The organism is Vibrio sp. SG41-7 (assembly GCF_014164465.1).
Classification (GTDB): Bacteria; Pseudomonadota; Gammaproteobacteria; order Enterobacterales; family Vibrionaceae; genus Vibrio; species Vibrio splendidus.
On record NZ_JACJFF010000009.1, the window covers coordinates 25,896 to 48,452 of the forward strand.

A 22,557-nucleotide genomic window follows, 5' to 3' on the forward strand; every position below is an offset into this window, starting at 1 on the left:
CGAGCAATTTGTGCCTCTATAGAGCAACCATCAGCATCTTTTTCTGATGATCTAAGTACTCTTCATAAGTACCTTGGAAACTAACCAATTGCTTGTCTTTTACATCAATAACGTGTGTCGCCAAAGAAGAAACGAACTCACGGTCATGGCTTACGAAGATAAGTGTGCCAGTGTAAACCTTCAACGCATCGTTAAGCGCTTGAATTGCTTCCATGTCCATGTGGTTAGTTGGTTCGTCCATTACAAGCACGTTGATGTCTTGCATCATTAGCTTGCCGAATAACAGACGGTTCTTCTCACCACCTGAACAGTTACGTGCTTTCTTGTTCGCGTCATCAGCAGTAAACAATAGACGACCTAGAATGCCACGTACCATAAGGTCATCGTGCTTCACTGTGCGCCATTGAGAGATCCAATCGAAGATGCTCAGGTCGTTGTCAAAGTCAGTCGTGCTATCTTGTGGGCAGTAGCCTACCGATGCGTTTTCAGACCATTTAACGATACCTTCGTTTTGCTCTAGTTCTTGAACTAAGCAACGTAGCAGCGTGGTTTTACCCACACCGTTCTCACCGATAACAGCAAGACGTGTGCCCGCTTCAAGCAGCAAGTTACCACCAGCAAACAGTGTTTCGCCATCGAAGCCGTGACTAAGTTCTTTAAGTTCAAGCGCTTGACGGTGTAATTTCTTGCCTTCACCAAAATCAATTGATGGGCTCATACGGCTCGATGATTTCACTTCATCAAGCGTGATTTTGTCCATTTTCTTAGCACGTGAACTTGCTTGCTTCGCTTTAGATGCGTTTGCACCAAAACGGTTAACGAAATCTTGAAGTTCGCTAATTTCAGCCGCCTTCTTAGCATTGTTTGCTAGAAGTTGTTCACGAATCAAACCAGAAGCTTCTAGGAAGTACTCGTAGTTACCAGGGTAAACACGTAGCTCACCGTAGTCGATATCAGCCATGTGCGTACACACAGAGTTCAGGAAGTGTCTATCATGCGAAATGATGATCATTGTACATTTACGCTGGTTTAGCTCTTCAGCAAGCCAATTGATCGTGTGAATATCCAAGTTGTTGGTTGGTTCATCAAGAAGCAGAATATCTGGGTTTGCAAATAGAGCTTGCGCCAGAAGCACACGCAGTTTCCAACCTGGTGCAACTTGCTGCATCAGGCCGAAATGGAACTCTTCTTCGATGCCCGCTTGAATTAGGATATCACCTGCACGGCTTTCAGCTGTGTAGCCATCCATTTCAGCGAATTCACTTTCAAGTTCAGCGACTTTCATACCATCGTCTTCGCTCATTTCTGGCAAAGAGTAAATACGGTCACGTTCTTGTTTTACTTCCCACAGTTTTCTGTCACCCATGATCACAACGTCGATAACGCTGTATTGTTCAAAAGCGAACTGATCTTGGCTTAGCACACCCAGTTTTTCTCCTGGAGTGATAGAAACGTTGCCCGAGCTTGGCGTTAATGCACCACTTAGGATTTTCATGAACGTTGACTTGCCGCAACCATTGGCGCCGATCAAACCATAGCGGTTGCCGTTACCAAATTTAGCAGAGATGTTTTCAAACAGCGGCTCTGCGCCAAATTGCATTGTGATGTTCGCGGTAGATATCAAAGAACTAATTCCTAAGCGTGTACTGACAGATAATTATTAGGCTATTTCAAGAACCTAAATAAGAAGTACGAAAGTATGGATTAAACAAAAATCGAAGCGCGGATTATATAGAGATCTCGATCACGTTGTCGAGGCCAAACCGTAAACGAATCGTAAACATAGACCATTTAGATGCTTTTCATACGTTATTAACGTGTAAATAGAAAAATCCCCACCAGTTGAACTGACAGGGATTCAATTTATCGATACTAAAAATGTTCTAATCTGATCGCTTTTAAAGCTATCTCTCTTCAAGACTAAAAGGCTTGAGGAAGAGATGTACCGTTATTTAGTAATTTTCTTTTGAACGTACTTTTGGCTTACATCCACTACCGCAACATCTCTAAAGAAACTTCTACCCAATAGAATAGGGAAAGAAAGATGCGTTCGGTCTGCTAACGTAAACTCAGTTTTGTCTTTCAGCTCGCCGATTTGAATTGAAGCTACGACAACAGCACGTCGTTGTGTGCCTTCCGCGCTCGACTGCTTGATCTTAACCCAACGCTCTACCGGTAAACTGATCTCTTTGGTTGTGATACCGTCATGTTCAATTTTAAACTTAACCCAGTCTTTTCCGTCACGCTCAAAATCAACGATATCTACAGCACTGATCGAAGATGTTGTTGCGCCTGTATCAATTCGAGCTTTAAATGCTTCTTTCAAACCAGGAACAAACACCCACTCTTCTTCACCAAGAATCAGTTTTCCATCATCCGTTTTTAACGGTTTTGCTGGTGGCTTTTCAACTGGCTCAGGTTTAACTTCTGGCTCAGTTGGTTTTACTTCTTCAGGCTTCTCTGTAGGTTCCGTTACTTTCTCGCCTTCAGTTGCGTCAGTCTTTGAAGAGTCATCCACAACAGGTTGTTCTACTTGAGGCTTTTGCTCTGGCTCGACAGGAACTTGAGTCGTCGTCGAACAAGCAAACAGGCCACCACTTAGCATTAAAACTACAATCGCTTTCCAATTATACATTCAGTCACCTTTTATTTCGAAACGTTAGCTATCGCTTTAGCTACATAAGGAATATGGGATTCAGAAAGGCCTGCGATATTGATGCGTCCGTCACCAACACCATAGACTCCATATTCTTCACGTAATTGATTCATTTGAGTTTCTTTAAAGCCTAGTACACTAAACATACCTTTATGGCTTTCAATGAAGTCAAAGTGTGACGTGTTGTAAGTATTTCGCAATTCATCACATAAACTTTGGCGCAGATTTAACAAACGTTGCTGCATTTCACTCAATTCTTGCTTCCAAATCGATGTTAGCTCTTGATTCTGAAGAATTGTTTTAACCAAAGCGGCACCGTGATCAGGCGGCATCGTGTAAGTTGAACGAGCAAGCGTTAGAAGCTTACCTTTCGCGTTACCAACGTGTTCGCTGTTCTTACCAATCACAATCGCTGCACCCGTTCTTTCACGGTACAAACCGAAGTTCTTCGAGCAAGACGTTGTAATCAGCATCTCTTCTACGTTGTTAGCCATATGTTGAAGACCTTTCGCGTCTTCTTCTAGGCCATCGCCAAAGCCTTGGTAGGCAATATCAACGAACGGTAAGAAACCATTCTTCTGAGATAACTTAGTGATTTCCTGCCACGCTTCAAAGTTGATATCCGCACCCGTTGGGTTATGACAGCAACCGTGCAGTAGTACCACGTCTGATGGACCCGCTTTTGAAAGATCATCCAACATTCTTGCAGTATCAACTTGCTTCGTTTCAGGACTGAAGTAGTTGTAGTACCGAACTTTTAAGCCCGCGGCTTCCATCACCGGTTTATGGTTAACGTAGCTTGGGTTTGAGATCCAAACTGTGGTGTCTGGTTGAGAGACTTTCATTAAGTCGCCCAACATACGAAGTGCACCACTTGCACCCGGTGTTTGAATCGCAGCAACGCGATCCATTGCAGAAGTCCCTTTAAGCAGCAGATCAACCATGCTCTGGTTAAACTCTTCACAGCCTGCTAGGCCAACGTAAGCTTTGGTTTTCTGAGTATCGACAACAATGTCTTGAGCCATAGAAACGGCTTTCATGATCGGTGTTTCGCCTTGGTCGTTTTTGTAAACGCCAATGCCTAAATCGACTTTGTCAGTACGAGGATCGCCACGGTAGGCGACAGAAAGAGATAAAATTGGATCTAAAGTTGGTTTTGGTAGATGTGAAAACATGAAAGTCACAACCCTTTGAAATTCAAGTAATGGCCTCCAAGTTATCATTTTATTTACAATTTAAGAAACAGAAATTCATCAAAGTTTTGATTTTTAGGAGATAACTCTAGTTGAATCCAGTGCATCCTAGCAATCCCTACTCCAGATAGTTCAATATTCCATCAATTTACAAATTTAACTACGTCATAAAATAAAAAAGCCTCAGCAGAGGGGCTGAGGCTAACTATTTGTACTAATGTAGTATGTCGTAAATTTACGTTAGTCCACTAAAGCTGGAACCGATGAATGATTTGGTTTGAGCTACCACGCCAATCTAACATTGGGTCCGCTTTATCTTGCTCGAAGCGACCATCAATCAAAGTATCTACGTATTCAAGCACTTGCTTCTGTTTATCATCGAGTTCGTCGAGTTCGTAGCCAGTCCACATCCAGATGTCTTTACCTTCACACTCTGCTTTCACACGCTGAACAAGCTTAAGCACTTCAGACACGTTTGCGGGATGCAGAGGATCGCCACCAGAAAGCGATAAGCCACGACGCTTGATCCGCGGATCGTTCAGATCAGCAATAATTTGGTCTTGCAGTTCTTGAGTGAACAAATGCCCAGAGTCCAATCGTTGCGTCGACTGGTTATAACACCCGCGACACTGGTGCACACAACCCGACACAAACAAAGTGCAGCGTGTTCCTGGGCCGTTTACAACGTCGATAGGGTGATATTGATGATAATTCATAAGGCAGTATTGAAAACTCGTTATTGCTTAATAGTTTGAAGCGAAATGCTGTAACAACTGAAACAAAAGAACTGGTATCGACATAGCGCCGATACCAATCTTATTTCTTGAAACGTAGCTCTTCTGAGTGAACTCGCTAAAGATCGCAGACCTTACTAAGATCCTTCGTTAGATCAAAGATGCTTCACGCGGCGTTTAACTTCTTCTTGCTTACCGAAGTTAAATGGGCGTGCATCTGGGCTACCTAGGTAACCACAAACACGACGTGTTACCGACACTTTGGTTGAGTCATGGTTGCCACACTTAGGACACGTAAAGCCTTTACTCGTACAGTCGAACTCACCGTTGTAACCACATTCGTAGCACTCATCAATTGGCGTGTTAGTGCCGTAGTAAGGAACACGTGTGTAGCTGTAGTCCCATACGTTTTCTAGCGCTTCGATGTTCTTCTGCATGTTCGGGAATTCACCGTAACAGATGAAACCACCGCTAGAGATTTCTGGATAAGGCATCTCGAAATCGATCTTGTCGTATGGGTTCACTTTCTTTTGTACGTCTAAGTGGAAGCTGTTGGTGTAGTAACCACGGTCTGTTACACCATCAATCACACCAAACTCTTTGGTGTCGATGCTGCAGAAGCGGCTACATAGGTTTTCACTCGGTGTGCCGTATAGGCTGAACGCGTAACCTGTTTCTTTCGTCCAAGATTCCACTTCACGCTTCATGTACTCCACCAGCTCAAGCGCTTTAGCACGCATTTCGCCATCGTCGTACAAGTGAACGTCAGTGCCGTAAAGCGCAGTCATTGCTTCGTGGATACCAATGTAACCAAGAGAAACAGACGCACGGCCATTCTTGAAGATATCTGCAATAGAGTCGTCTGCTTTCAAGCGAACGCCACACGCGCCTTCCATGTATAGGATTGGAGCAACACGCGCTTTCACGTTTTCTAGACGAGAAATACGAGTTTCTAGAGCACGACGAGCTAGCTTCAGTTTTTCATCAAGCAGCTCGTAGAACTTAGTCATATCTTGTTTTGCGTTAATCGCAATACGTGGCAAGTTCAAGCTAACAACACCTAAGTTGTTACGGCCTTCGTGAATCAACTCACCATTTTCTTCGTAAGTATTCAAGAAGCTACGGCAACCCATAGGCGTTTTGAATGACCCTGTCACTTCTACCACTTTGTCGTAGTTAAGAATGTCTGGGTACATACGCTTAGACGCACACTCAAGCGCTAATTGCTTGATGTCGTAGTTTGGATCTTGCTTCTGGTGGTTCAAGCCATCTTTGATTGCAAATACCAGTTTAGGGAATACCGCTGTTTTTCGGTTCTTACCCAAACCTGCAATGCGGTTTTTCAAGATAGATTGCTGGATAAGTTTCGAACCCCAGCTTTCGCCTAGACCAAAACCAAACGTAACGAATGGAGTTTGGCCATTAGCCGTGTGTAGCGTGTTTACTTCGTATTCCAAAGATTGGAACGCGTCGTAACACTCTTTCTCTGTACGAGAGATAGCAAAAGCTTCTGGGCTATGAATGTCCCACTCTTTCGCTAGCGATAAGTGCTTTTCGTAACTCGCCATCACGTAAGGTTCTAGAACCTCGTCGATACGGTTAATCGTAGTACCGCCATAGATGTGGCTCGCGACTTGCGCGATGATCTGTGCCGTTACCGCTGTTGCTGTAGAAATCGATTTAGGTGTGTCGATTTCCGCGTTACCCATCTTGAAGCCATGCGTTAACATGCCTTTCAAGTCGATAAGCATACAGTTAAACATTGGGAAGAACGGTGCGTAGTCTAGATCGTGGTAATGAATGTCACCACACTCGTGAGCTTGTACGATGTCACGCGGCAAAATGTGAGTTTTTGCATAGTGTTTAGCCACGATACCCGCCAGTAAGTCACGCTGAGTTGGAATAACTTTACCGTCTTTGTTGGCATTCTCATTGATCAGATCAACATTACTTTCTTCGATCAAGCCTTCGATCTCACGAGTTAAAGCACTTTGCTTTTCACGTGCGATGTCTCGGTCATGACGATATTCAATGTAGGCACGAGCCAGAGACTTATAAGGTCCCTGCATTAGCTCGTTCTCGACCAAAGTCTGAATTTCAGAAATATGAACTTCATCGTAGTCTTCGAGCTTCAACTCAACTGCTAATGCCACATTCAGAGCATAAATAGCAATTTCCTTATCGGCTTTGTCTGATGCTGCTTCCACTGCAGCTTGGATACGATCTCTACTGAATGGAGCTCTTGAGCCATCACGCTTGATTACGATTGATTTCACCACTTCTCCTTACTCTTGAGGTATTCACAGACTTATCCACAAACACACTATATAGAGCGATTTATCGTTTAACTAACACTAGATATTGTGGCGTATTTAACGAGAACCACCAACTTTGAGTATTGATTTGGATCAATAAAACGCGCTCGCTGAACAAGATAAATCCAATATTATTACGTGAGTTCTCAAGTCGAAAAGAAACAATGTAACAATAAAAAAACTGCTAAAAAGAGTTGAATTTTTGGTAAGTGTTGTAGGATAACGGCTCAACTATATTGGACACCAAAATTAGGGATATTTGGGATGAAACGACTTCAAAAGTGGATAATGTTAGCTTGCTTACTCAGTAGCCAGACATTTGCTGAACCTTTGACCATATCCAGTTGGAATATCGAATGGTTATCAACCAACGAGGCTGTGAATAAGTTTTCTTCCAAACGAAACCAAGCAGATTTCGATAAACTCGAACAGTATTTCCAATCCTTAAATGCGGATGTGGTCGCCTTTCAAGAAGTCGATGACGTCAATGCCATTCAACGCATCGCTGGCGATCAATACAAAATCTTGATGTCTGACCGCGCATTGCCCAAAAACAGTAACCGACAATTCAAAGAAGTGAACCAATATACGGGCTTCGCGGTTCGTAAAGGAATCACACTCACCGACTACGCTGACTTTCCTCTGGAAACGAGTGCTAACGGCAAGCTCAGATTTGCCAGTTATATGGTTGTGGAAACGGATTCAAATTCAATTCACATGTTGTCAGTGCACTTAAAGGCCGGATGCAGCGGCGCTTACAAGTCGAACCGTGACTGTTCAAGACTTAAAGACCAAGCTAAGCAATTGAATAAGTGGATACAGCAAAGAGAACGTAAAGGCGAAGACTACGCGATTCTGGGCGACTTTAACCATAACCTCTCCTATTCACGAGATTGGATGTGGAAAGATATGGCGCAAAATACCGATGCTCAGTTGGCAACAAGAAAAACTCGAGCAGATTGTAAAGTGCGCTCAAACCGCAATAACCATCGCACGCATCAATTTCGTTCGGTGATTGATCATATTGTTGTGAGCAAGTCCTTAGATGCCTCTCCTGCAAAGCAAAAGGTGTTTGAAACGCAAGATGTGCTGGACTACAAACTCAGCGACCACTGCCCAGTTTCAACAACGCTCAAACAGTAAGTTATAAATAACTGCAGATTGTAGATAAGTGCAAATAATAGAAACAGTAGATATAGAAAGAGGCTGACTGGCTTTTACTGAAAGCGGGTCAGCCTCTCTGTTTGGTCAGATAAGATCGAATCCTCTCAGCTATGCAATAAATGGTAGGCGCACTGCTAGCAGCTTTTATTGGTTCGACCCGCCAGCCACATCCCCACCAGCATACTTAAGACGAACAGCCATACCGTAGGGTTACCGCCACTAAGGCTAGTTACTGCTGGGCCCGGGCAAAAGCCTGCAATCCCCCAGCCTAAACCAAAGGCAGTTGAACCTAGAATCAGCTTTCTGTCGATTATCGGGTTGTTACAGCTGTCTAACGACTCGCCATTGATGGCTTGAACGCGCTTTTTTATGACTAAGTGGTAAAACGGTGCGAAGACCAATAACGCGCCACCCATCACGAATGCCAAACTAATGTCCCAGTTACCGGTAATGTCTAAGAAGCCGAGTACCTTGTTAGGATCAACCATACCTGAAATGATCATTCCTGACCCAAACAGAATACCTGCGAGCAAGCCGATAACGATAGTCAATGAAGAGTTTTTCATTATGCCCCCAAGCCAATCAGGTTTTTAACCAGCACTGTTGCCATCGCGACACCCATAAATACACAGGTTGCGACAATTGAACGTTTAGACAAACGAGCCATTCCGACAATGCCATGACCGCTAGTACAACCGTTCGCCATCTTGGTACCGAAGCCAACCAATAGTCCGGCTATGATAACCACTGCGAAGTTGATCTCTTCTAATTGCGGAAGTTGGTAGCCCGTTGGAATCAATAACCAACCGCTCGCGACCATTCCGACAACAAAAGCAAGTCGCCAATGTTTTTCGGTTTTCTCTGTGTTGGTGTCCGATCTGGATTCAGATCCTGATTCTAATCTTTTGTTGTTTCTAGACGGCAATAATCGGCTAACGATTCCGCTGATCCCCGCAACTCGCCCGATCCCCAACATTAAAACAATGGCCGACACTCCTAACAACATGCCACCGAAAAATGCATCCCAAGGTATTAAACTCATCACTGACCTCTCCCATCTAACAACTCGAATCTAACTGTTACTGCTTAAATTTAACTCGTCGCAGCTTTAAATTAGACTTTACTAATAAATTTAAGTTAGAGTTTACTAATAAATATAAATTAGTCAATGCTAATGTATTGCTAGTATGTTTCGGTTTGTAAGTCTCGAATTAATAAGCGTCCTACATGAAAAAAGCCCCTAGGCGTTAACCTAAGGGCTTATTATTTGATTCAGTTTATTGTGTCTGTTACTTAGTCTTGTTTTTTTCAGCTATCCACTGCGACATATACTTGGTGCTCGCCATGCTGTGGTGCTTAAGCATCGAACCAAAGAAGTTATCCAGTCGATGAGATTCAAGATCAGACTCTAACGCCGTTAATCGCTCAATCAATGTGTCGCCCAGTTGATTCTGCTCGTAGTGCGCTTCAAGGATCGAATGACATTGGCTTTGAGCCTTAAGCCACTTCTCTTCATCTTTATAAAGAGCAACAGCTTGTTCAACAAACTCGTCGATATCGTCTGCAACTGCGCCAGGCCATTGCAACTCACCTTGCGGTAACATGCCTTCACTACCAATTTCGCTCGTCACATTCGGAGTTTGTAACTTCATCGCATCAAGCAACTTGCCTTTAATGCCCGCGCCAAATCGTAGAGGTGCAACACACACACGTGCTTGCTCCATCACTTCTTGAGCGTCTTTAGCCCAACCTTTGATATGGAAACCGGTTTTAGGGTTATGCAAAGCCGTGGCTTTCGGTGGCGGATACGATCCATAAATATGAAGTTCAGTGTGAGGCAGCTGCTTGCGGATCTTCGGCCAAATCTTCTGTAACTGAAGCACTGCATCCCAGTTCGGGGCATGTCTAAAGTTGCCTATCGTCATGAAATGCTTACGTTCTTCAAAGCTTTTCGTGCTTTCAGGTAGAGTGTTGAGATCAACCATGAACGGCAAGTGATGAAGCAGTTTTGGATCGATATTGAACTCTGATTGAAGCAGAACCATCTCATGGCTAGAAATGATCAACGAAAGATCACAGCGTAGAATCGCGGCAATTTCACGTTTAGCCAAGTCACTGTACAAATGCGCTTTGGTTAGTTCAGTCTCTTTCTTAACGGCTTCGTGGCGTGCATTACGTAGAAACTGCAAGTCTTCGGTATCCAATAACTTAAATGCACTCGGACATACCTTCTCCACACGCCAGCCAAACTGCTCTTCCATCATAAAACGGTCGAACATCACGACATCGGGTTGCAGCTCTTCAATGTACTGGTCAAAGCTATCGCAATTCAACTGTATAGATTGGCTCGTGATGCCCTCTTCAGAGAGATCAATCATGTGCTCAGTTTCTTGAGCTGGCGTTGCAAATTCAACGGACCAACCTTGCCTCTTAAATAGACGTAAAAGAGACATCATGTGGCTGCCAGCCGCCGATGAATTCGGTTCTGGCCAAACGTAGCCAATTGCTAAAACTTTCTTCAAAACACTTCCTAAGAAATAACAAAAGGGGCGATAGAAGCCCCCTAATTAAACGTTAATCGATTTATATCACTGATTATAATGGGTTCTAAGAACTCAGCGATCAGATTCGCTCACCTACATTGCGAGCTATCATAAGCACTTCATCAGCAGAATACAGGTTTGAAATCGTGGTTTCGACTTCAGCGCCTAATGTCGACTGATACAGTTTTTGTGCAAAATTGTCTGCTCTAGTGGTAACCAGAACATGCTTTAGTGCCGAACCTTGCTGCGCTAGCTGCTGCTTCACTTGCGGCAGAGAGTCAAGAATCAGCTTTCTACCCAATCCTTGACCTTGAGCGCTTGGCAATACAGCAAGTTGTTCTAGTTCTAAAACAGCTTCCGGTCTAAAGCCACTTTTCTGAACCCAAATAATGTAGCCAAACAATTTCACCTTCGCTTTCAGCAACAAAGTTAAGAAAGCGTGGTGAAGCGCTTAAGTTACATTGTAACCACTCTCGCGAATGTTGCTGTCGAACAAAGGCTGCTTGATGAACCAAAGCCGCCCCATCGAGGTCGGCTTTCTTCATAAGACGCACTTTACTCAAAACACTTTATCCATAACACGTCGCTCATTAGCGTTATTCAGTCGCTGAGTTTGGGTGCGTTTTACAGTGTAAAATGGCTCTTTCTAGAAGCTCTAAAGCAGATTTGTCGGCTTCTGGAAGCTTAGCATCTGATTGACCTAGCGGTTCAACACGGCTACCCCATTTAATATGGCCAGCACCCCACGTTAAACCCGCACCAAACGCTGCAACAAGAATATTGTCGTTAGGCTTAACGAAACCTTGCTCTAGCGACTCACATAATGCAATTGGCACAGTAGCAGCCGATGTGTTGCCGTAGTTTTGGATGTTAACAAACGCTTTTTCGCGATCGATACCCGCCATATCACACAGAGTTTGGATGATTCGGATGTTCGCTTGGTGCGGAATCACAACGTCGATATTGTCGGTTGAGATACCTGTGCGACTCAATACTGTGTGTGCCGCTGCGCCCATGCCTTTGACAGCACGCTTAAAGATCTCTTTACCAACGAAATCGAAGTCCCAATAACCGTTATCAGCCGCAAAGCGGTCCATAGATGTACCGAATTTTGGTACCGCTAGAATATCGCGGCCTTCGGCGTCACAACCGATTTGAGCTTCTTGTAAGCCGACTTGTTCTTCAGTGCGAGATAAAACCACAGCGCCGGCTCCATCACCGAAAAGAACCGCGGTATCACGCTTGGTCCAATCAATGAAGAATGACAGACGCTCAGCACCCACAACGATGGCGTTGCGGTAATTACCCGCCTGAATCAGTCGAGTTGCCGTTTCAACACCGTAGATGAAGCCAGTACACGCTGCGTTAAGGTCGAAAGCCGCAGCACTCTTAATGCCTAAGTTCTGTTGAACCTTAGATGCGGTATTTGGAATAAGGGAGTCTGGGCTGCATGTTGCGATGATCACGAGATCGATATCTTCGGCTGTTAGGCCAGCACACGCCATGGCATGTTTCGCTGCAACAGTCGCTAGCTCAGAGGTATTTACATGACTGATACGACGGTTTTCGATACCAGTTCGAGTTCGAATCCACTCGTCAGACGTATCAATGAAAGTGCTTAGATCATCATTGGACAGCACGGCTGGTGGTAGACACTTTCCCCAGCCAGTAATTTCGGCGTAAAATTTTGTCATCATTTACCTGTTTATTGTTTGTTTTTATTTAAGTATCGTATTCTAGTTTTAAACAGTATAAGCGCTCCGTGCGTGATTCGTAAATCGCGTTAGCAACGGAGTTACAATAAAAAGAGAAAGTTATGTCTACATTCAACACACGATGCCCTTCTTGTAATGGCGTAAACCGAGTTCCTTCAGAAAGAATTTCAGAAAGCCCAACTTGTGGTAAATGCAAAACAGCATTGCTCGATGGCGCTCCCATCGAGGGAACGTCACTTAATTTCCAATCTATCTTGAACAGTTCACAGCCTGTGGTTGTCGATTTCTGGGCGACATGGTGTAACCCATGCGTGGGTTTTGCGCCAGTATTCAGTGACGTTGCTAAAGAGCGTTCGGGAGATGTTCGATTCGTTAAGATTGATACTGAAGCTCAGCAGCAGCTTGCAGCAATGTATCAAATCAGAAGCATTCCGACCGTGATGGTGTTTAAAGACGGTAAACGTGTCGATACAATTAACGGAGCATTACCAAAAGGTCAATTTGATCAGTGGCTTAATCAAGCTCTAACCAAGTAACACTATTATTTAAGCTATTGGTTAAGCTATTGAATTAGCTTTGGCTTTATTCTAAGTAAGCACACAAAAATAGGTTAGAGAGTCTTACCAAATCAAGACTATCTAACCTACTGTTTTATTTATGGTTATCATTTAACTTCTTGAATTAAACCACAGCTTCGCCTTTCGCTTGAATACTAGATGCTTGCTTACCTAACCCATATTGCTCTTTGATTTGATCTGCAACTTTTTCAGCAATCATAATGGTTGGCGCGTTGGTGTTTGCCCCAATCAATGTCGGCATCACAGAAGCATCAATGACTCTTAAGTTATCCAATCCATAAACTTTAAGATCGTTATCTACCACGGCTAATGAATCACTACTAGGGCCCATTTTACAGGTCCCGACCGGGTGATACTGAGTGTCTGCACGGTTGCGAATATCTTGCTCGATGGCCTCGTCATCACTGGCGTCCACTGGGTAGAAAGCATTGCCACGGATGTCATCAAACGCCGAACTCTCTAACATTTGATACTGCTTCTTCCAGCCCTTAATCATGATCTCCATATCTTCAGGATGACTGAAAAACGCAGGATCGATCTTAGGCGGATCATAAGGATCATTACTATTGAGCGTTACGCTGCCATGGCTCTTCGGTCGCAACAAGGTGACATGAGAGGTAAACCCATGACTGGTATGGATTTTTCTTGCATGGTCATCAACCACAGCGACCACAAATACAAACTCTAAATCCGGCACGGCGATATGCTCTTCGGAACAAAGAAAACCAATCCCTTCAGCGAAGTTGCTACTCATCTTGCCACGGCGTTCTTTGTGCCATAGCGGCAGAGCTTTGGTCATTTCAGAGGCCATTTGCAACGAGATGCCGAAGGTTTCGCGCTTTTCGCTGCATTTGTACGAATGCACTAAGTCGATATGGTCTTGCAGGTTCTTGCCCACTCCAGGCAACTCATGAACCTGTTCGATGTCATGCGCCTCCAAATCGTGTTTAGCACCGACACCAGACAGTAATAACAACTGGGGAGAACCAAATGCACCAGCAGATAGAATCACCTCTTTGTTGGACCTGACCTGATAACGCTGTCCGTCCGAGCCATATTCAACGCCAACCGCTTCCTTATCTTCAAACAAGACCTTATGTGTGGTGGCTTTAGTAACGACCGTGAGATTCGATCGTGAAAGGTTTGGCGTTAAGTAAGCCTTGGCAGCGCTGCATCGTTCACCATTTAACTGAGTGACCTGGGTCGGCATCGCCCCAAACTGAGCCGCACCGTTAATATCTTCATTGCGAGGTACGCCTATCGATTCACAGGCCGTTAAGTAGCGTTCAAGCATTGGGCTTGGCGATCTAAGGTTTGCCACATTAAGAGGACCACCTTGACCATGAAACTCATCTTGATGAACTTCGTTGTTTTCGGCTTTCTTAAAGTAAGGCAGACACGAATCATAGCTCCATCCCGCATTACCCATGCTTGCCCATGTATCGTAGTCGGAACGGTGCCCACGAGCGTACATCATGGCATTGATAGAACTAGACCCGCCAAGTGTCTTACCTCTCGGCTGATAGCCTCTACGACCATTTAAACCCGGCTGTTCAACGGTTTCGAAAGCCCAATTATTGAGTTTGGTTGGCATCATAGCCACCACGCCAACGGGTGTATGAATGAATGGGCTCGTGTCTTTACCGCCCGCTTCTAACAAGCAAACAGTGACATTAGGATCTTCCGACAACCGAGAAGCCATGACACACCCCGCTGAGCCACCGCCAACAACAATAAAATCATAACTATCCATTAGTCATCTCCGCTATTTCTAGTGGGTGCAACTCGCGCTTCAATATTTTGCCGGTTGCTGTCATGGGTAAGGCTTTGCGAATGAAGACCTTACGCGGATATTTGTAATCGGCCAATTGCTCACGACACCATGTAATCAGAGCTGCACTATCACATTGCGTATGTTCGTGAAGCACCACATGAGCGTGAATCTCCTCGCCTAGGCGATCATGATGTTCACCCACAACCGCGACCATTTCGACATCAGGATGACACATCAATACTTCTTCGATTTCGCGCGGATACACGTTGTAACCCCCACGGATGATCATGTCTTTAACGCGGTCAACAATGAACAAGTTGCCGTGCTCATCGGTGCGTCCAATATCTCCAGTTAGGAACCAACCGTCTCTTATCGCTTCTGCTGTCGCCTCTGGCCTTTGATAGTAGCCTTTCATGACACTTGGACTTTTGATGCAGACTTCGCCCAATTCACCCATTGCAACAGAGTTGCCTTGTATATCAGTGATCTTGATAAGGTGACCACACAAAGGTTGACCCACACTGCCAGACAATCGGTCACCATCAATATGATTAAACGTGGCAACCGGCGCAGTTTCAGACAACCCATAACCTTCCAATACCGGAAGTTCGAATCGGGATTCAAATTGTCGGATAACCTCAAGAGGCATAGAAGCCCCGCCTGATACGCCAAGCCTTAAGCTGTGTTTAACCTGTTCAGAGCGTTTGCTTATTTCTAAACTACTAGAGGACTCTTCTCCCGCCTTTAATAGCGCGATATACATGGTTGGAACGCCCGCAAACACGCTTACTTTATGGTTAATGATCTGTTCGATCACCAGTGACGGTTCGAAACGCGGAATCAACACCATGGTCGACCCTGTTAGCACACTCGCGTTCATCATCACCGTCTGGCCGAAGCTATGGAATAAAGGCAGTGTGGCCATTGTGGTGTCGCTGTACTCCAATCGCATTAGATACTGTGACGACATCGCATTGGTTTGCATGTTGGTGTGGGAAAGCTCAGCTCCTTTTGGCTGACCTGTCGTACCTGAAGTATAAAGAATCACAGCGGTATCATCACCATGGCAAGCCACAGACTCAAAAGGAATCAAAGGTTGTGCTAACCAGTCAGCGATTGATTCATGCTGCTCGTTTCTTTCTGAAGTAGTGTCTACGCCGGCTGGGACGGGCATCTCGACAAAGTGTTCACAATGGTTTGCCTGTTCGAAACCTTGTAAGCCATAGCGACCGATGGGCAGCTCTTCACTGCCCTCAAAGCATAAATAGGCTTTCGCGTCAGAGTCATTAAGGTGATAAGCGATCTCTCTTGCTTTAAATAACACGTTCAAAGGCACCACGACGCAGCCTGCTTTTAGAATCCCATAATAGGCAATCGGGAAATACGTGACATTCGGACACGACAACGCGACCTTATCTCCTTTCTTGAGTCCTAGCTTTCTTAAATTAGCGGCGACGTTTCCAGAAAGTTGTTCCAACTGAGAAAAGCTGACTTCATCCGTCCCCATTCGCAGAGCGACTTTATTTGGGAAAAGCGAAGCGCTGCGCTCCAAGTTAACAGCAAGATTGTGCATCCATGATCTCCTTATTCGGCTTAGACCTGTTAGTCACGGTCACCGTAGACGTTGTTGTATTTTGTTTCGAATATGTGTTTAACCTATGTTCATTTGCTCTTTGCTTTCGTTTCTAATCTATTGTTATTTCAACCCTATGCACACGTGTCCGTGTACGGCTTATTAAATTACAACATTTTGATAACATTCTGCAAAGGTTGCAAAAAGACAAAAAACGGTGATATTCGGACATAATTGCAACACAGCCGACGAAAAGATGTTCGTGGTTAAGATAGAATAAGGACACTCAACAAGAGGCATATTATGGAATACACCGCAGTTTACGAACCGGATATGCAGGCATTTGGTATTCTTGATCTTCAACTATTGTCTCGATATTTTTCATCATCCTTGACGGTCGATACGTTATTAAAAGGCAGTAACATCGATGAGTTCCAGCTCAATACGCCAGATACCCACATCACGCTCGCACAAAAATTAGCGGTGTTCAGTAACGCACTTGAGAGTTCCAACGCAGAGGGGTTAGGACTAAAAGTTGGACAGGAAGCCCGATTCAGTGATTTTGGTGTGTTGGGTTATGCAGTGTTCAGCAGTGAGACACTGTTAGACGCTCTTTTAATGGGCTTCAAATATTTGCGTCTTGCGGGCCCTGTTCTCAAGAAGACCATGTCCGTTGAACATCAAACCGGATACTTTCGCGCTGAGCAACTTATCGAGCTCGACTCTTTGTTGCCTTTCTGTTGTGAGTATTGGTTTTCCGCTATTCAAAGTTTATGTGAAGAAGTGCTACAACAGCCCTTTCCCTCTCTTGTGATCCGCTTCCCTTACCCTAAACCTACTTATGGCGATCTCTATCAGGAGATTTTCCGTTGCCGTGTAGAGTTTGATTGCGAGCAGCTTGAGTGGCAGTTCGATGCAACAAGCCTATATGCACCTTTACCAACGGCTAACCCAATCACGTTACAAATGTGTTTGAAATCTTGTGACGACATGTTGGCTAGAGTGAGCGCGCCCACCAGCCTTAAAGAGAAGATCTCACAAATGTTTATTGAAAGGCCTGGCTGTTACCCTTCCATTGAAGCGCTATCCACAGAATTGGGAATGTCTTCTAGAACACTACGTAGACACCTCAAAGCCGCAGACACGAGCTATCAGAAAATATTGGATCACGTGCGATTTCACCTCTCTAGGCACTATCTTTCATCGACGCATATGAGTATTGAAGAGATCTCCGATAGAGTAGGATTTTCAGACAGTGCGAACTTTCGGCACGCCTTTCGTAAGTGGAGCGGAAGCTCGCCCAGACAATACCGAAAAGAAGTGGTCTAACACGATTAAACGCCCTAAATTAAAATCTGATGAATACAACGAATCTCTCTCCCTCTTTCAAATTAAATAGTCGTTTGAACAACGCTTTATCGGCTATTTAACCGCAGAAAATATCGCGAAAACATGAAAAATCACAACGGTATTTTAGCCAACAAACACGATAAATTTCTTTTATCTTAACGACCATTTTTATTCGTTTTACCCAATTCAGTTTCTCCCCCATAGTCGCGGAAAATTCATCGTTTCTTTTACTATTTAGAGGCTCCTGCATTGGACAACATCCAACCAACAACTCGCATAACTGTTCCTGTTATTGCATTGTCTTTTTACGCGATCGCTTCAGGCTACTTAATGAGTTCATTACCATTAATGCTGTCTGAGTATGGCTTAGACAGTAATCTATCGAGTTGGTTGGCGAGTGCCTTTTATGCAGGTCTTTTAGCGGGTACGTTATTGATTGAGCGTGCGATCGCTCGCGTTGGTCACAAAGACGCGTTCGTCATTGCACTTAGCGTATTTATCGCCACGATTCTTGTATTACCGTTGGCGCCACATCAATCAGTTTGGTTGTTGGCTCGTTTCGTCGCGGGTGTCTCAGTCGCTGGGATCTTTGTGATTGTGGAATCTTGGCTAATGAGCGGTGAAGAATCTCAACGTGCGAAACGTTTAGGGGTTTACATGTGCTCGTTGTATGGCGGTTCTGCCGTTGGTCAACTTGGCATCGGATATCTTGGTATTACGGGCGGCGTGCCTTTCATTGCAATGTTCACCTTGCTGTTTGGAGCAATCATTGTATTGATGTACGGACAAGCAACAGCACCACAAATTCACGATGCGCAGTCTTTATCACTGAAACAAATCAGCAAGCTAAGCCACAGCGCTTTGATTGGCTGTATTGTATCTGGGTTAACACTTGGGTCTATTTATGGCTTGATGCCTGTAGAACTCGCTCAGCGCAACATCGCACACCAAGACATTGGCGGTTTGATGGCGTTAGTGATTATGGGTGGTATGGCCGTTCAACCGATGGTGACGTGGTTATCTCATCACATAGGACAAGTGTTATTAATGGCTCTGTTCTGCCTGCTAGGGGTTGCAAGCATTGGTGTGCTCACTATCAACCATGATTTTTACGTTCTTGGTATGAGCTTGTTTGTGTTAGGTATGGCGACCTTTGCGCTTTACCCAATTGCGATTAACTTGGGTTGTCGCAATTTAGACCCGAGCTACTTAGTTTCAGTGACTCAAGTTATGTTGTTGTGTTACAGCATCGGCTCTGTAGCAGGGCCATTGGTTGCGGATAGCTTTATGGATTCACAAGCAGGATTATTCACTTACCTGTTCGCGTCTCTACTCGCTACAACCATCTACATGCTAATTGCTAGCCTAAAGCGTTCTCCTCTACAGATTGCAGGCGAGTAAATCAAATAGGCAGGCACAAGAACGGTATCACTAGGGCTCTTAGTTATGACTTCCCGTCTAAATTAAGAGCCCTTTTTGTTTTATGTCGTCTGGAGGAAAGAGCGACAAAAAACCAATAACAAATAGCAAATAGCAATAACAAATAGCAATAAAATCTATTATTTCAAATGGTTAAGGTTGAAATACGTAACCTTCACCAGTAATCGTGATGATTAATCCGTCTCCAAATAATGATCTTATTTCAGATATCGCAACAATCACAGATGAGTTGGTCACTTTCTCACTTTCCCAGCCAATCTTCTTTAATTGGCCAACACTGAACAATTCACCTCGATGTCGATTCATAAATAAAATGATCTTTCGGTACGCCAAAGGCATGGTAGCCAGTACGTAACCATTTTCAACATTGCGAATGAGTTTGGTGTTGAGTTCAACAATTTTACCGTTTAGTTCAAGTACTACGTTGTTTTCAGAGTGGTTCGTTTCTATTGCAGGATAAGAGTCCATTTTTATATCATTCCCTTACTATATAGCCAGCGACAAAGTCAGATTCAGTCGTATTTATATAACGTCGCTTATAAGTGGACGTTTTAGATTTGACGATAATCAATGGAATTCGTACGGTAAAGAGATTAAATTTTTATTATTAATATATTAACAGGATATCAATAGAAGATTATTTATTGCTCCATGACATACCCTTCGTTGGAAACGGTTTGTATACAACGGCAGTCAAGAATCCTCCTTATCTCGTAAATAGCAACCAACACAGATGCAGATGTCACCGCTTTACCTGCCCAGCCTACACGCTTCAAAATTTGCTTGCTCACCACTTGGCCTCTGTTCAGGTAAAGATAGAAAAGTACTTTACGATGAGGCTCAGCAAGCGTTCCTATTATTGAACCACAACCCTGCTTGCGTACGATTTTAGTGCCTGATTGAAACTCTTTATTGTTTAAAATGAGCTTCGACGGAAGAGCTAAATCATCCGTCTCACTGATAACTTGGTGCATTAATTCCTCGTGTTGCATAAGCAGTCGTCTCTGAGATATTTCCAATACTATCGAATAGAGCAAAAATACTAAATTGATAGATAGCTCAATACAGTAATATTACTGCAAAGCTTGATCTTGCGTAATTGATCGAGGAAATAAGCAAGGCTAACCAAGAAGTCGATGGCTTTTTCGATATTGGCTGGGTGACAAACCAAAATGTTTTTTGAAACGATGTGAAAAGTTATAAGGATCTTTGTAGCCCAACCGATTAGCAATCATAGAGACTGACCAGTCTTGATATTTCAGCAAACTGGTGGCTTTATCCATGCGTAATTGAATCAATTTACTGCGTGGTGAGAGGTTGAATAGCGTCTTGGTGACTCTATTTAACTGCTCTTCACTGATGAATACCCTTTCGGCCATCCCTGCCACTGTCCATGGCTGGTGCAGACTGCTTTCAATCTCGTTATAGAGCGCTTGAACACGTGCGGTGGTGCTGGTCGATTTGGGTTCAAACCCCGTCAACGTTCGGATGATTTCACTCAAGAGCAACTTACGGTAACTGGCTCGCCCTCCTATCTCAAAGTAAACCAAGTTCATTAATGACCAGATCTGTTCACACTCTCCGAACGGCACTATCCCCTGACCTAAACTTGCTATGTGCTGCCATTGCTGCGTATCAGGCGTCAGCATCCACGCCATTTTCCAATAATTATATTGAGGATCGAGTTCAAAACGAAATGGGGTTTCGGCAGGAAGAACCACCAGCGTATAAGGCGTAATCGCTTGTACCGAGGTTGAAGTGGTTAGAATTCCACCCCCTTCTTGAGTAAAAATCAACGTATGAACATTGACGGATTCTCGCTCAACCCAATAACCATCGTATAGCTTTGCCATACCGCCCATATAGACACCAAAGCTTTTCATCTCTGGGATATCTTCAACGGTCAAAAAACGTTCTTTGCACTGTTCGGCAAGAAAAACGTCATCGTGCCAAGTGGATTTTGGCTTCATTGATTCAATGACGGATTTGCACAGGTTTTGTTGTTTTTTAAACATGTTGTTACTTCGCTCAAAACACTATAGTTCTGCCATAAATCGGAGAGCTTATGACAACTAACATCAACCCTAACTCATCTATGAATAACAAGCCAGAGAGCATCTTACCTCGTATCGTTAAACTTGGTTTACCTGTTGCTTTGCAAAGTGCGCTTGTCGCTATTCTTGCCCTTGCTGACGTATTAATGGTCAGTGATTATGGTATGGAAGCAGCTGCAGCTGTGGGAATTGCGTCAAAATGGCACTTCGTTGCTATTATGATTATGGCAGGGTTGGCCTCAGCAAACGGTACATTAGTCGCTCAATACTGGGGAAAGAATGACCGAAAAAGCGCACGAACAGTATCATCGATTGCGATGATATTTGGCTTAAAAGTTCTGTTGCCTGTTACTGCAATCATCACTCTTGGTTCTCAGTTTTTAATGATGTTGCAAACCAGCGATCAAACCGTGATTGAACTTGGCGCGACTTACCTATGGTATGGCTTCCCTGTCCTACTTCTGACTCACATTGTTGTCGTGGTAGAAGCAAGCATGCGCTCGTCAGGTGACACCGTAACTCCGCTGTTATTAGGTGGCGTTACCATCGCACTCAACATTGCGCTTAACTTCGTTCTTATTAAAGGTGCTTTCGGCATTCCAGCAATGGGCGTAGCAGGTGCGGCATTGGCGACAACCTTAGCGCGATTGATTCAAGTGGGCTTAATGTATAGCTACATGCGTATGCGTAAACATTGGCTATTAACGACACCGAGCTCACCACATCGCCCGTCATTGTGGTTGTCTTACCGTCGCATTGCTTTGCCGTTGACGATGAATGCTGTGTTGTGGGCAATGGGCACCATGGCATATCAAATGATTTTCGGTCACATGGGCACGACTGAGCTTGCGGTGTTTTCGATGCTCGCACCATTTGAATCGCTGTGTTACTCGATCTTCTTTGGTATCTCAGTAGCGTGTTCTGTTTTGTTAGGGCATTCATTAGGCCGTGATGAATTTGATGACGCGATGAGCATGGGTCTAACATTCATTAAAGCCGTCGTTGGTTTTGGCGCGGTCGTTGGGTTGCTACTGTTTATGGGTAAAGAACATGTTCTATCATGGCTAAACCTTTCTACCGATGCATTGTACCCACTCGCTGCACCTGCAATGACTATTATGTGTTTTGCAGTAGTCATTCGTATGCTCAACATGGTGATCATTAACGGTATTATTCGTGCTGGTGGTGATAATGCGTTTTGCCTGCGAATGGATTTCATCGCGATGTGGATGGTGGGTATTCCAGTATGTGTTTACGGTGCGTTTGTCGCTGGATGGGATTTCAAATACATCTATGGTTTGATGTTGGTAGAAGAAGTGGTGAAGTTAGCTATATGCTCGCACCGATACTTGAGCCGACGCTGGATCAACAACCTCACAGTGACCTACGACGAGCCTCAAGCGGTGTAGCTTTATACATAAAGTATTCTTTCTACAAGACTGCCTTCTGATAATGCAGTTAGCAGAAA

19 protein-coding genes and 1 pseudogene are annotated in these 22,557 nt (G+C 44.3%); 5 read left to right on the plus strand and 15 right to left on the minus strand.

The window, feature by feature from the left end; translation table 11 throughout:
• Nucleotides 1-16: 16 nt before the first annotated feature.
• The 5 genes from H5300_RS03935 to nrdD all read right to left on the minus strand — a co-directional run bounded on the left by H5300_RS03935 (nucleotide 17) and on the right by nrdD (nucleotide 6,859).
• Nucleotides 17-1,624, minus strand: a complete 1,608-nt coding sequence (locus tag H5300_RS03935) for an ABC-F family ATPase (RefSeq protein ID WP_108209197.1) — start codon at nucleotides 1,622-1,624, stop codon at nucleotides 17-19.
• Between the two features lie 324 nt (nucleotides 1,625-1,948).
• Nucleotides 1,949-2,635: a RimK/LysX family protein gene (locus H5300_RS03940; RefSeq protein WP_017079253.1), complete on the minus strand. Its 687-nt coding sequence runs from the start codon at nucleotides 2,633-2,635 to the stop codon at nucleotides 1,949-1,951.
• Between the two features lie 11 nt (nucleotides 2,636-2,646).
• A complete protein-coding gene (locus H5300_RS03945; protein ID WP_004731055.1) occupies nucleotides 2,647-3,831 on the minus strand; it encodes an amino acid aminotransferase in 1,185 nt (394 codons plus the stop codon).
• 266 nt (nucleotides 3,832-4,097) lie between these two features.
• Nucleotides 4,098-4,565, minus strand: a complete 468-nt coding sequence (gene nrdG / locus H5300_RS03950) for an anaerobic ribonucleoside-triphosphate reductase-activating protein (protein ID WP_102445858.1) — start codon at nucleotides 4,563-4,565, stop codon at nucleotides 4,098-4,100.
• A gap of 173 nt (nucleotides 4,566-4,738) precedes the next feature.
• The gene (nrdD, locus tag H5300_RS03955; RefSeq protein ID WP_102268154.1) at nucleotides 4,739-6,859 is read right to left on the minus strand and encodes an anaerobic ribonucleoside-triphosphate reductase; all 2,121 of its coding nucleotides are present in this window, start codon (nucleotides 6,857-6,859) and stop codon (nucleotides 4,739-4,741) included.
• Nucleotides 6,860-7,162: 303 nt separating this feature from the next.
• Between nrdD and H5300_RS03960 the strand changes: the two genes are divergently transcribed.
• A complete protein-coding gene (locus H5300_RS03960) occupies nucleotides 7,163-8,041 on the plus strand; it encodes an endonuclease/exonuclease/phosphatase family protein (RefSeq protein WP_182795467.1) in 879 nt (292 codons plus the stop codon).
• A gap of 155 nt (nucleotides 8,042-8,196) precedes the next feature.
• Here the strand turns inward: H5300_RS03960 and H5300_RS03965 are convergent, their stop codons facing one another.
• The 5 genes and pseudogenes from H5300_RS03965 to H5300_RS03985 all read right to left on the minus strand — a co-directional run bounded on the left by H5300_RS03965 (nucleotide 8,197) and on the right by H5300_RS03985 (nucleotide 12,299).
• Complete coding sequence (locus H5300_RS03965; RefSeq protein ID WP_065607061.1) at nucleotides 8,197-8,628, minus strand: DUF6691 family protein; 432 nt, start codon at nucleotides 8,626-8,628, stop codon at nucleotides 8,197-8,199.
• Nucleotides 8,628-9,104 (minus strand): YeeE/YedE family protein, encoded by a 477-nt coding sequence (locus tag H5300_RS03970; RefSeq protein ID WP_017081066.1) that lies wholly within the window; start codon nucleotides 9,102-9,104, stop codon nucleotides 8,628-8,630. The genes H5300_RS03965 and H5300_RS03970 overlap by 1 nt, the downstream gene beginning before the upstream one ends.
• A 247-nt stretch (nucleotides 9,105-9,351) precedes the next feature.
• Complete coding sequence (locus tag H5300_RS03975) at nucleotides 9,352-10,584, minus strand: glycosyltransferase (protein WP_182795468.1); 1,233 nt, start codon at nucleotides 10,582-10,584, stop codon at nucleotides 9,352-9,354.
• Nucleotides 10,585-10,684: 100 nt separating this feature from the next.
• Nucleotides 10,685-11,150, minus strand: a pseudogene (locus H5300_RS03980) (GNAT family N-acetyltransferase).
• A 51-nt stretch (nucleotides 11,151-11,201) separates the two neighbouring features.
• Nucleotides 11,202-12,299, minus strand: coding sequence for a ketoacyl-ACP synthase III (locus tag H5300_RS03985; protein ID WP_004731084.1), 1,098 nt, complete (start codon nucleotides 12,297-12,299; stop codon nucleotides 11,202-11,204).
• 122 nt (nucleotides 12,300-12,421) lie between these two features.
• Here H5300_RS03985 and trxC point away from each other — a divergent pair, with 122 nt between their 5' ends.
• The gene (gene trxC / locus H5300_RS03990; RefSeq protein WP_004731082.1) at nucleotides 12,422-12,856 is read left to right on the plus strand and encodes a thioredoxin TrxC; all 435 of its coding nucleotides are present in this window, start codon (nucleotides 12,422-12,424) and stop codon (nucleotides 12,854-12,856) included.
• 145 nt (nucleotides 12,857-13,001) lie between these two features.
• Here the strand turns inward: trxC and H5300_RS03995 are convergent, their stop codons facing one another.
• Both H5300_RS03995 and H5300_RS04000 read right to left on the minus strand, forming a co-directional pair.
• Nucleotides 13,002-14,651, minus strand: coding sequence for a GMC family oxidoreductase (locus tag H5300_RS03995; protein ID WP_182795469.1), 1,650 nt, complete (start codon nucleotides 14,649-14,651; stop codon nucleotides 13,002-13,004).
• On the minus strand, nucleotides 14,644-16,245 hold the full coding sequence (locus tag H5300_RS04000) for a long-chain fatty acid--CoA ligase (protein WP_182795470.1): 1,602 nt from the start codon (nucleotides 16,243-16,245) through the stop codon (nucleotides 14,644-14,646). The genes H5300_RS03995 and H5300_RS04000 overlap by 8 nt, the downstream gene beginning before the upstream one ends.
• Before the next feature lie 303 nt (nucleotides 16,246-16,548).
• Between H5300_RS04000 and H5300_RS04005 the strand changes: the two genes are divergently transcribed.
• Both H5300_RS04005 and H5300_RS04010 read left to right on the plus strand, forming a co-directional pair.
• The gene (locus H5300_RS04005; RefSeq protein WP_182795471.1) at nucleotides 16,549-17,574 is read left to right on the plus strand and encodes an AraC family transcriptional regulator; all 1,026 of its coding nucleotides are present in this window, start codon (nucleotides 16,549-16,551) and stop codon (nucleotides 17,572-17,574) included.
• Nucleotides 17,575-17,844: 270 nt separating this feature from the next.
• Entirely contained in the window at nucleotides 17,845-18,996 is a 1,152-nt protein-coding gene (locus H5300_RS04010; protein ID WP_017079268.1) for an MFS transporter, read from the plus strand.
• A 171-nt stretch (nucleotides 18,997-19,167) separates the two neighbouring features.
• Here the strand turns inward: H5300_RS04010 and H5300_RS04015 are convergent, their stop codons facing one another.
• The 3 genes from H5300_RS04015 to H5300_RS04025 form a co-directional block, all read right to left on the minus strand.
• Complete coding sequence (locus H5300_RS04015; RefSeq protein ID WP_017079269.1) at nucleotides 19,168-19,503, minus strand: winged helix-turn-helix domain-containing protein; 336 nt, start codon at nucleotides 19,501-19,503, stop codon at nucleotides 19,168-19,170.
• 173 nt (nucleotides 19,504-19,676) lie between these two features.
• A complete protein-coding gene (locus H5300_RS04020; protein WP_026012408.1) occupies nucleotides 19,677-20,027 on the minus strand; it encodes a winged helix-turn-helix domain-containing protein in 351 nt (116 codons plus the stop codon).
• A 129-nt stretch (nucleotides 20,028-20,156) separates the two neighbouring features.
• Nucleotides 20,157-21,050, minus strand: coding sequence for a helix-turn-helix transcriptional regulator (locus tag H5300_RS04025; RefSeq protein WP_019351042.1), 894 nt, complete (start codon nucleotides 21,048-21,050; stop codon nucleotides 20,157-20,159).
• 50 nt (nucleotides 21,051-21,100) lie between these two features.
• Here H5300_RS04025 and H5300_RS04030 point away from each other — a divergent pair, with 50 nt between their 5' ends.
• Nucleotides 21,101-22,498, plus strand: coding sequence for an MATE family efflux transporter (locus H5300_RS04030; RefSeq protein WP_182795472.1), 1,398 nt, complete (start codon nucleotides 21,101-21,103; stop codon nucleotides 22,496-22,498).
• Nucleotides 22,499-22,557: the final 59 nt, after the last annotated feature.

Coding starts and splice junctions, on each gene's coding strand:
- H5300_RS03940 (WP_017079253.1), bottom strand. CDS start 2,635: ATGTATAATTGGAAAGCGATTGTAGTTTTAATGCTAAGTGGTGGCCTG.
- H5300_RS03945 (WP_004731055.1), bottom strand. CDS start 3,831: ATGTTTTCACATCTACCAAAACCAACTTTAGATCCAATTTTATCTCTT.
- nrdG (WP_102445858.1), bottom strand. CDS start 4,565: ATGAATTATCATCAATATCACCCTATCGACGTTGTAAACGGCCCAGGA.
- H5300_RS03960 (WP_182795467.1), top strand. CDS start 7,163: ATGAAACGACTTCAAAAGTGGATAATGTTAGCTTGCTTACTCAGTAGC.
- H5300_RS03965 (WP_065607061.1), bottom strand. CDS start 8,628: ATGAAAAACTCTTCATTGACTATCGTTATCGGCTTGCTCGCAGGTATT.
- H5300_RS03970 (WP_017081066.1), bottom strand. CDS start 9,104: ATGAGTTTAATACCTTGGGATGCATTTTTCGGTGGCATGTTGTTAGGA.
- H5300_RS03985 (WP_004731084.1), bottom strand. CDS start 12,299: ATGACAAAATTTTACGCCGAAATTACTGGCTGGGGAAAGTGTCTACCA.
- trxC (WP_004731082.1), top strand. CDS start 12,422: ATGTCTACATTCAACACACGATGCCCTTCTTGTAATGGCGTAAACCGA.
- H5300_RS03995 (WP_182795469.1), bottom strand. CDS start 14,651: ATGGATAGTTATGATTTTATTGTTGTTGGCGGTGGCTCAGCGGGGTGT.
- H5300_RS04000 (WP_182795470.1), bottom strand. CDS start 16,245: ATGCACAATCTTGCTGTTAACTTGGAGCGCAGCGCTTCGCTTTTCCCA.
- H5300_RS04005 (WP_182795471.1), top strand. CDS start 16,549: ATGGAATACACCGCAGTTTACGAACCGGATATGCAGGCATTTGGTATT.
- H5300_RS04015 (WP_017079269.1), bottom strand. CDS start 19,503: ATGGACTCTTATCCTGCAATAGAAACGAACCACTCTGAAAACAACGTA.
- H5300_RS04020 (WP_026012408.1), bottom strand. CDS start 20,027: ATGCAACACGAGGAATTAATGCACCAAGTTATCAGTGAGACGGATGAT.
- H5300_RS04025 (WP_019351042.1), bottom strand. CDS start 21,050: ATGTTTAAAAAACAACAAAACCTGTGCAAATCCGTCATTGAATCAATG.
- H5300_RS04030 (WP_182795472.1), top strand. CDS start 21,101: ATGACAACTAACATCAACCCTAACTCATCTATGAATAACAAGCCAGAG.